Here is a 9,720-nt window from a genome sequence, read left to right as displayed (position 1 = left end):
TGAATGCGGCCAGATGTCGCTTTTTCGCCCAAAAGGACCTGATTTTTGATGTTATTTCACCTGAAAAAATTTATTGGCAACCTGATGATGCCGCTACCCGCGCTGCTGTTGATCATGGGGCTGGCACTATTGCTGCTGTGGTTTACCCGCTGGCAGAAAAGCGGCAAAGTCATGTTAAGCCTGAGCTGGCTGCTGTTGCTGCTGCTCAGCCTGCAACCGGTCGCCGACCGCCTGTTGCGGCCACTGGAAGCCAGCTACCCAACCTATCGGGGCAACGGCCCGGTTGACTATATCGTGGTGCTGGGCGGTGGTTACACCTATAACCCAGACTGGGCACCCAGTTCCAACCTGCTCAACAACAGCCTGCCACGGGTGACGGAAGGCGTCAGGCTATACCTGTCACACCCAGGTAGCAAGCTGGTCTTCACCGGTGGAAAAGGCGCGAAAACGCGAAGCAGCGCGGCTACCGCAGCGCTGGTGGCTGAAAGCCTGGGCGTGCCAGCCAGCGACATCGTACTGGTAGATCGCCCGCGAGATACCGAGCAAGAAGCGGCAGAGGTCGCTAAATTGGTGGGACAACAGCCGTTTTTGCTGGTGACATCCGCTAATCACCTGCCGCGTGCCATGCGCTTCTTCGAGGCCCAAGGCCTGCATCCTATCCCGGCTCCGGCCAATCAGCTGGCCATTACCTCACCGTTGAATATCTGGGATCGGGTGATGCCTTCTGCCATGTTCCTTGGACACAGCGAGCGGGCGGCATACGAAACGCTGGGCAGCCTGTGGCAACGGCTAAAAGGAGACGACGAGGCCAGCAGCGATTAATTTGCCAGCCAAGGCCGTAGCTGTTGCGCGGCCTGATCGAACGCCGGACGATCCAGCTTGCCGGTATGGATCATCCTGGCCACCGCTTCCCACACCACGTAGAGCCAGCGACGAGACAGGAAAGACTCCGCCACCGGCGCACGTTGTAGATAGTGGAACATCAAACGATCCGGCATCCCCGCTTCGCAGAGCCTGAACAGCTCATATTCCCGTGGTGCCCACAGCATCATGCCTGGGTTGAGCATCGCCAGCAGTTGGTCGGTTTTGACATCTTTCAACATGCTACGTAACCCCAGATTACCGTGCACCAGCACGCAAGGATCGTCAAAACCGGCAAAAAATTCAGTCAACATTTCGCGCGTGCGGTACAACAGGCGGCGATCTTCCATGCTTAACAGCGGGGAATTCAGGTTACTCAGCGTTGACCAAAGCACCTCGATACGCTGCTGATACCAACTGAACCAGTCATTTTCCTGCGTACTGTCTACCGTGCCGACGCAGCCATGGCTATCGATGCGGTGCCAAGCCAGCATGCCGTCAACAATTTGATCCATCAACGCTTCCCAGCGGGCCAAGGTACGGGTTGGAGCCTCGACCGATACGCCACGCAGGCGTTCAATCAGCAAAATCTCTTTGTAGGGGGCTTGCCGGGTGTAGACCACGCCAAACACCGTGGGCAGGCGAATATCCCCTTCACGCGCCAGCATGGAGAGCTTATACGCCTCCTGCTGGGCAATGCCCTCGCAGACAAAGCTTTTTGCCATCAACGGGATCGCATTATCCTGGCGATCGTACAGCGAATACAGATGGGCATAGGGCTGTTCGCTGACGCGTTCCAGACGACCGACGGACTCCCCCAGCACAATACTCAATTCGGCACGCAGCTGCTCCATGGGGCGAAACCCTCCAGATTAAGGACAAGCATCTGACATCATTGAACGGCGAGCGGAGAAATTCTTCAACGTAGATCAATAAAAGGGATAAATCAGGGAATTGAGATGGCCGGGATCCCCGGCCAATAGACGGCTTAACGCTTGATGCAGTCCCGCACCCGTTGCAAGTCTTCTGGCGTATCGACGCCAACGCTCGGAATGACCTGCGCCACCGCAACGTGGATCTTTTCGCCGTACCACAGCACCCGCAGTTGCTCCAGCAGTTCAATCTGTTCCAGCTGGCTTGGCTGCCAACTGACGTAGCGGCGGACAAAGCCGGCACGGTAAGAGTAAATCCCGATATGCCGCAGCAGGCTGTTGCCGATAGTCTCTTTAGACTGAGCAAAGCGTTCACGATCCCAAGGAATGGTGGCGCGTGAGAAATAGAGCGCATAGCCTTGGGCATCCATTACCACCTTGACCGCATTCGGGTTGAAGGCTTCTTCTGCGGTTTCGATCGGCACCGCTAGCGTGGCCATCCCTGCGCTACTGGCCGCCAGGTTTTCTGCCACCTGACGTACGATAACCGGTGGGATCATCGGCTCATCGCCTTGCACATTGACGATGATCTCGTCATCGGCAAAGCCACATTTTTCGATCACTTCCGCCAGGCGCTCAGTACCGGAATGGTGATCCGGGCTGGTCATGCAGACCTCACCGCCAGCAGCCTCGACCGCTTTGGCTACTTCAGGATGATCGGTGGCAACGATCACGCGGGAAGCCCCTGATTCACGGGCACGTTCCATCACATGCACCACCATCGGCTTGCCGTGGATATCCGCCAACGGTTTACCCGGCAAGCGGGTGGACGCATAACGCGCCGGGATGATAGCGATAAAACTCATGCGTGCTTCTCGTCCAGTGGAATGGTACGCGCTTCGTTTTCCAGCAATACCGGAATACCATCACGCAATGGGTAGGCTAGGCCGTCCAGTTTGCAGACCAGTTCCTGATGTTCTTTGTTGAAATAGAGCTTGCCGTTGCAGACCGGGCAGGCAACGATTTCGAGTAAACGGTGATCCATGCTTCCTCCAGGGGGAAGATATGCTAACAGGGAAAGTGCGTGAGGATAGCATAACGCCATGGGGCCGGTTAATCACCGCCTGATTTGCTCAGACGGTTGCCGAACGGGAAATTTTTCTGCGGGGGTTGAATCGGACAATCGGCAGGCGTAGAATTTTTTGTGATATACATCACAAAAAAATGAGAACCTGCAAATGATCAAACGTATTCATAAAATCATCGCGCTGTTTGCCAACTACAGCAATTAAAAAACATAGCGGGCAACGTTGGAATTCGTTTTACCCTCGTTGACAACGTTGTTCGTTATTCTACTTCCCAGCCTTGTCCCCACTCCGCAGCCAGAATTGCTGGCACGTCCCCTAACGAGACCCGCTGCGCCCCGTGCCATTTTGCCGTGCGGGTAATAGCTTGACGAACATCCTGACAGCGTTGCTTGCCCAGCTTGACCCCGGGTTGCAGATGGCAACTGATCACCTCAAAAATACCCTGCTTACGGTGCATCTTCGCATCCACCCGGCCAATCAACTCGCCGCGCTGCAACAGCGGCAGCGTGAAATAACCATACTGGCGCTTTTCTTTTGGCGTGTAGCATTCCAGCCGATAATCAAAGTTGAACAGTTCCAGCGCACGCCGACGATCCCACACCACAGGATCAAACGGAGATAACAAACAGGTCACCGTGGATTTCAACTTCCCCTGCTCTGCCAACGCCAGCTCGGCTACGAGCGACTGATGGACATAAAACTCCCCTTCCATCCCTTCAATCGCAACCTTTGAGATCTCCCCTTGCTCCACTAACGTTGCCAACAACGGTTTAGGTGCGACACGTTTTAAACGGTAATAATCTGCCAGCCATTCGGCTTTAAACACGCCCAGATAACGGCAGCTACGGCTGAGCATCTGTTGGTGTGCCACCTCTGATGGGAGAGCGTGCACGCTGTCATCCCACTGCGGCAATAATCGTTCGGTGAGATCGTAGACACGATGGAAATTACGCCGTTCCGCCACCATCAGCTTGCCGGAGGTAAACAGAATTTCCAGATGGCGTTTTTCCGGCTTCCAATCCCACCAGCCATTAGCACCTTTTTTCTCAGCGCTGAAATCGGCCGAGCGCACCGGCCCCTGAACCGCGATATGTTGAAGCAGTTCGTCGATAGCCTGCTGATGTTGCTGCATCCACTCTTGCGAGTATTTCCACCCCATCCCCTGCGGTTGCAACATACGGTGGCGTAACAGACCAAAATCATCGATAGGGAGAAAACAGGCTTCGTGCGCCCAATACTCAAACAGCTTGCGGCTAGCCAAGGCTTGCTCCAGCCACTCTGGCCGATAGTCGCCCAGGCGGCTGAACAGCACCAGGTAAGGGCTACGGGCCACCACGCTGATGGTGTCAATTTGCAACAAGCCCATACGTTCAATGGCGGTAACGACATCATCGGGGCGAGCCTGGCGTTTGATCGGGGATAGCAGCCCTTGAGCGGCAAGATGAAGCGCGCGGGCAGAAGAAAGCGAAATAACTGGGATTGGCATCCTGATATCCAAGGTCATTTGAGCAATGGCCTGATGATAGAGGATTTTGGGGAAATTTTCTTCGCCAGTGCTTGGGGTGGCGGCACCGGCACTGGCGAGGAAAGTGCGGATCAGAACGCGATAACGTCTGCCGCTGACAGCCCGTGAGAGCTACGATAGATCGAGAACTCGACGTTCTGACCTTCGTTTAATGACTTGTTCTTGGTATTGGCGATAGCACGGCGGCTAACATAAATTTCGTCACTACCATCGACCGGTGAAATAAAACCATAGCCTTGAGCCTGATCAAACCATTTCACGTGGCCCATTTTTAATACAGTATTCTTAAACATATTTATATCCTTTCACTTGAGCATCCCTAACAACGTTCTTGTTATTATTGTTTGGATGCTACCAGCCCATCCTAAAGTTTTTCGTAACAAACCTCTCGTGAGCAAAAATTAAAAAACCCGCCAAAAAGCGGGCTTGTTGAACCTAATATCTTCCGCATAAATCAGCGCCAAGGCATCATTATGGTTGTATTAAGCTCTCGTAACGCGGTGACCTGTAAACTTACAGAGCAACAACGTTGGCGGCAGCCGGCCCGCGCGGGCTGTCCTGAATGGTATACTCAACACGCTGGCCTTCTGCCAGAGTCTTGAAACCGTCGGTCATGATTGCAGAGAAGTGTACGAATACATCCTTGCCGCCATCTTGCTGTTCAATAAAACCAAAACCTTTACTTTCATTGAACCACTTAACCTGACCAGTCTTCTTAGACATTACTATTACCTTTTAAATATTTACAAAACCTGCCCTATGGCAATTTGGCCGTTTGTCAGAATCATTACTTATGGCAGGTACTTAGAAGGTTCGTCTTTGAAGCGGAATCAGATGATAACGTCTTGGGAGGAACTACTTGACTCTATACTCGTACATAAATAGCGCTGCATCACAGGCCGGTATGCATTTACTCATAAACTCATCATCAAGACAAGAGGTTTATCACACTTTTTAGCTATGCTGGCAAAGAAAATTCTTATGACTCTGATTTTAATAAATTTAATTACTGCAATTTTAACCCCACTCCGGGAACATTCCTCCCCTTACTCATCCTTAGCGGCGATCGCTGCAAATGAGAGCTAACGCATAAAACACTAATATCGTTAGCCAATCGATAACAAATCACGAACCAACTGACTAGACTTGAGTCAAAAACACGGTAAGTGCGCATCCAGCCAGCACTATTGGCGGCCTAAACCGCATTTTTCAGATTTTATTGAGCTAAGGAGCTAGCAGCATGATCGACCTGCACTTCGTCTCGCCGAATGAAATTCGCGCCAAATTTTCCCTGGCGATGTCGGCCATGTATCAACAAGAGGTGCCACTGTACGGAGACTTGATCGAACTGGTCGCAGAAACCAACCGGCAGGTGCTGAGTGAAGACTCCGCCTTGGCCCACGGGTTACAGATTACCGGTGAAATCGGTCGATTATCTATGGAGCGCCACGGCGCTATTCGCGTTGGTACCGCTGCCGAGTTGCAGATCTTACGGCGGTTGTTTGCCGTGATGGGGATGTCGGCAGTGGGTTATTACGATCTGACCGTTGCCGGTGTCCCCGTCCACTCCACCGCCTTTCGCGCCGTGCATGAAGCCGATCTACAAGCCAGCCCGTTCCGCATCTTCACCTCGCTGTTACGACTCGAGTTGATCGAGAATGTGGCGCTACGCGAACTGGCACAACGGCTGCTGGATCGTCGCCGCATTTTTACCGAGCGTGCCTTGGAGTTGATGGCGTTACACGAGGTTCAGGGCGGACTAGATGCCGAGCAGGCACAGGAATTCGTTGCCCAAGCGCTAGAAACTTTCCGTTGGCACCGTTTGGCCACCGTCAGCGCCAGCGAGTATCAACAATTGCACCAGCAACATCGCCTGATCGCCGATATCGTCGCCTTCAAAGGGCCCCATATCAATCATCTGACGCCAAGAACGCTGGATATCGATCGGGTACAAGCGGCAATGCCGGAACGCGGTATTCCGCCTAAAGCGGTGATCGAAGGCCCGCCGACGCGCCACTGCCCTATCCTGTTACGCCAGACCAGTTTCAAAGCGTTAGAGGAAGAAGTGCTGTTTATCGAAGCGGATGGTCAACAGGTGCGAGGGCATCACACCGCGCGTTTCGGTGAGATTGAACAACGGGGCGTGGCCCTGACCGCCAAAGGGCGAGCGCTTTACGATCGCCTGCTACAGGCCACCCAGGATGAATTACAAGTCCCGGCCACGGAAGATAACGCGCCACGCTATTACCAACTGCTGGCTGAACATTTCCGGGCTTTCCCAGATGATTACAATACACTACGACTGCAACAATTAGCCTGGTTCCGCTATTTCCCTACCGAGTGCGGGCTGGCGGCAAAAGACACCATAGAGCAGCACAGCACGCTCGAACAACTCATCGCTCTGGACTACATCCGCTTCCAGCCGCTGGTGTATGAAGATTTCCTGCCGGTCAGTGCCGCCGGGATTTTTCAGTCGAATCTGGGGGATAGCCGCCATACGCAGTATGCGGCGGCATCAAGCCGTACGGCGTTTGAACAGGCATTAGGGGTTAGCGTGATTGATGAAATGGAACTCTACCAGCAAACACAACAGCGCTCACTGCAAGCTTGCGCGCAAGCCCTGGGACTGCGCGCATTGGAAGCTTGAATTATTTGACCAACTTTTGGATGTCTTGCAGCAGTTGCTCGGCCTGTTCGGTGGGAAGCACCGCCTCAACCGGCAGATACCACCAGTCAGGCTGGGCAAAGGCACGGCATTTCACCGCATCCTTCTCGGTCATCAGCAGCGTTTGGCCCTGGCTCACCAGTGCGGCTAACTGCCCGTGATGGTATTCCTGATGATCGGCAAAGGCCACTTCGCGATCGACCTCAACCCCCAACTTTTCCAACGTGGCGAAAAAGCGTGGTGGATGGCCGATCCCAGCCATAGCCACCACGTGGGGCAGTTCGATCGCCGGACGGCGTTCACCGCTGGCGATATTCACCGCATCCTGCGCCCGGAGCTTCATGGCGATCTCTCCGGGTTGGGCGATCCCCCCATTTGCCACGCAGGCATTCACCGTTTTTAAGCGGGCAACACGTTCACGCATTGGGCCTGCGGGTAACCACCAGCCATTACCAAAACGACGCACGCCATCGATGACCACCAGCTCAAAATCACGCTGCAAGGCATAGTGCTGGAGGCCGTCGTCGGTGATGATCAAATCCAGTTCACCCTGGTTTAGCAAGGCTTGCACCGCTTCGGCACGCTTCGGCGAAATAGCCACCGGTGCCCCGGTACGCTGATAGATCAGCACCGGCTCATCGCCGGCCTGTCGGGTGGTGGTTTGCTCGTTCAGCACCAACGGATAGACAGCCGATTTGCCGCCATAGCCTCTGGAAACCACGCCGACCCGGTAGCCACGCTGCTGTAACTGCTCCACCAGCCAGATCACCATCGGCGTTTTACCGTTCCCCCCCGCAGTGAGGTTGCCCACAATAACGACAGGCACCGGCGCGCGCCAACTTTTGCGTAAACCGCAGCGGTAGCTAAGGCGGATCAGACCGCTCACCAGGCCATACAGCCAGGAAAACGGCAACAGCAGCAGGTATATCAGTGAACTACCGGACCAGATGCGCTCGATCATTACTGACCAAACTGCATACGGTGAAGTTGTGCGTAAGCCCCTTTCTGCTCGATTAACTCGGCATGCTGGCCACGTTCAACAATACGCCCGTCTTCAACCACCAGGATCTCATCGGCTTTCTCGATGGTTGACAGGCGGTGGGCAATCACCAGCGAGGTACGGTTTTTCTGTAGCTCGTCCAACGCCGACTGGATCGCACGTTCGGATTCGGTATCCAGCGCGGAGGTCGCTTCATCCAGGATCAGGATCGGACAATCGCGCAGCAAGGCACGAGCGATGGCAATACGTTGACGCTGCCCACCGGAAAGCATCACGCCGTTCTCACCAATCACCGTATCCAGACCTTTCTCCATTTTATCAATAAAGTCGGTGGCATAGGCCATGCGCGCCGCTTTCTCAATCTCTTCGCGGCTGTAGCGTTCTTCACGAGCATAGGCAATATTGTTGGCGATAGTGTCATTGAACAAGTGAACGTTCTGCGATACCAGCGCAACCTGATCGCGTAGCGAGGCCAAGGTGTATTCCCGCAGGTCATGACCATCCATCAGGATCTGCCCTTCCTGGATGTCGTAGAAGCGCGTCAGCAGGTTGGCAATCGTCGATTTACCTGAACCGGAACGACCAACCAACGCCACCGTTTTACCTTCTGAAATGCTCAGATTGATATCACGCAGCGCCGGGGTATCACGCCCTGGGTAGTAGAAGGTCACGTTGCGGAATTCGATGTCCCCTTTGGCGCGTTCGATCTGGCGAGTCCCTGAGTCTTTTTCCTGTTCCATATCCAGGATGGAGAACAGCGTCTGGCAGGCTGCCATCCCACGTTGGAACTGGGCATTCACGTTAGTCAGTGATTTCAGCGGACGCATCAAGGCAATCATGGAGGAGAACACAACGGTAATGGTGCCGGCGGTCAATGTTTCCATCACGCTAGGGAAGCTAGCGGCGAACAACACAAACGCCAATGCCAGCGAAGCGATCAACTGAATGATAGGGTCGGAGATAGAAGACGCAGAAACCAGCTTCATACCCTGCTGACGCATGCGGTTGCTGACCGTATTGAAACGTTCGGTTTCCACCTGTTGGCCACCGAAGATCAGCACCTCTTTATGCCCTTTCAGCATCTGCTCGGCACTGGTGGTTACCTGCCCCATGGTGTTCTGCATGTTTTTGCTGATGTTACGAAAACGCTTGGAGACCATGCGGATAGTAAAAGCAACGATAGGTGCCAGCACGATCAAGATCAGCGAAAGCTGCCAGCTGTTATAAAACATCACGATAAACAGGCCGATGATCGAGGCCCCTTCACGCACTACGGTAACCAGTGCACCAGAAGAGGAGGAAGCTACCTGCTCGGAGTCATAGGTGATACGTGAAAGCAGCGTCCCGGTGGACTGCTGGTCAAAAAAGGCGACCGGCATTCTCATCATATGGCCGAACAGACGGCGACGCATTTGCATCACCACCATGCCAGACACCCAGGAAATACAGTAGGTGGAGATATAGCTGGTGATACCACGCATGATCATCAGGCCAATAACTACCAGAGGCATCCAGAGCAACACGCGGCTGTCGGTTTTGCCAAATCCATCCAATAGCGGCTTGAGCAGGGACAGCATCAGCGCATCCCCGCCTGCGTTGAACACTAACGCAACGGCTGCGACAGTCAACCCGGTACGGTAGGGTTTTATCATCGGCCAGAGGCGACGAAATGTCTGCCAGGTGGAAAGATCTTTATCATTCATCATGCA

General features: G+C 54.0%; 10 protein-coding genes. 2 read left to right on the top strand and 8 right to left on the bottom strand.

Annotated elements, in window-relative coordinates; genetic code table 11:
- The first annotated feature begins 48 nt into the window (after nucleotides 1-48).
- Entirely contained in the window at nucleotides 49-822 is a 774-nt protein-coding gene (gene elyC, locus U869_RS0113870; protein ID WP_025119396.1) for an envelope biogenesis factor ElyC, read from the top strand.
- Here the strand turns inward: elyC and U869_RS0113865 are convergent.
- From U869_RS0113865 to U869_RS0113840, 6 genes are all read right to left on the bottom strand, one after another.
- On the bottom strand, nucleotides 819-1,715 hold the full coding sequence (locus U869_RS0113865; RefSeq protein WP_025119395.1) for a YcbJ family phosphotransferase: 897 nt from the start codon (nucleotides 1,713-1,715) through the stop codon (nucleotides 819-821). The two genes, elyC and U869_RS0113865, sit on opposite strands and share 4 nt — an antisense overlap.
- Nucleotides 1,716-1,849: 134 nt before the next feature.
- Nucleotides 1,850-2,599, bottom strand: coding sequence for a 3-deoxy-manno-octulosonate cytidylyltransferase (gene kdsB, locus U869_RS0113860; protein WP_025119394.1), 750 nt, complete (start codon nucleotides 2,597-2,599; stop codon nucleotides 1,850-1,852).
- The gene (locus U869_RS0113855; RefSeq protein ID WP_025119393.1) at nucleotides 2,596-2,778 is read right to left on the bottom strand and encodes a Trm112 family protein; all 183 of its coding nucleotides are present in this window, start codon (nucleotides 2,776-2,778) and stop codon (nucleotides 2,596-2,598) included. Before U869_RS0113855 ends, kdsB begins: the two co-directional genes overlap by 4 nt.
- A gap of 302 nt (nucleotides 2,779-3,080) precedes the next feature.
- Entirely contained in the window at nucleotides 3,081-4,307 is a 1,227-nt protein-coding gene (locus U869_RS0113850) for a winged helix-turn-helix domain-containing protein (protein WP_025119392.1), read from the bottom strand.
- 110 nt (nucleotides 4,308-4,417) lie between these two features.
- Nucleotides 4,418-4,639, bottom strand: a complete 222-nt coding sequence (locus U869_RS0113845) for a cold-shock protein (protein WP_025119391.1) — start codon at nucleotides 4,637-4,639, stop codon at nucleotides 4,418-4,420.
- Nucleotides 4,640-4,859: 220 nt separating this feature from the next.
- On the bottom strand, nucleotides 4,860-5,069 hold the full coding sequence (locus U869_RS0113840) for a cold shock domain-containing protein (protein WP_025119390.1): 210 nt from the start codon (nucleotides 5,067-5,069) through the stop codon (nucleotides 4,860-4,862).
- Between the two features lie 517 nt (nucleotides 5,070-5,586).
- Between U869_RS0113840 and U869_RS0113835 the strand changes: the two genes are divergently transcribed.
- Entirely contained in the window at nucleotides 5,587-6,993 is a 1,407-nt protein-coding gene (locus U869_RS0113835) for a VOC family protein (protein ID WP_025119389.1), read from the top strand.
- A gap of 1 nt (nucleotide 6,994) precedes the next feature.
- Here U869_RS0113835 and lpxK read toward each other — a convergent pair whose 3' ends face one another.
- Together lpxK and msbA are read right to left on the bottom strand one after the other, a co-directional pair.
- Nucleotides 6,995-7,972 (bottom strand): tetraacyldisaccharide 4'-kinase, encoded by a 978-nt coding sequence (lpxK, locus tag U869_RS0113830; RefSeq protein ID WP_025119388.1) that lies wholly within the window; start codon nucleotides 7,970-7,972, stop codon nucleotides 6,995-6,997.
- Nucleotides 7,972-9,717 (bottom strand): lipid A ABC transporter ATP-binding protein/permease MsbA, encoded by a 1,746-nt coding sequence (msbA, locus tag U869_RS0113825; protein ID WP_025119387.1) that lies wholly within the window; start codon nucleotides 9,715-9,717, stop codon nucleotides 7,972-7,974. The genes lpxK and msbA overlap by 1 nt, the downstream gene beginning before the upstream one ends.
- Nucleotides 9,718-9,720 lie beyond the last annotated feature (3 nt).

Source organism: Serratia sp. H1w (assembly GCF_000633355.1).
Lineage (GTDB): Bacteria > Pseudomonadota > Gammaproteobacteria > Enterobacterales > Enterobacteriaceae > Chania.
This window is presented reverse-complemented; position numbering and strand designations above follow the sequence as displayed.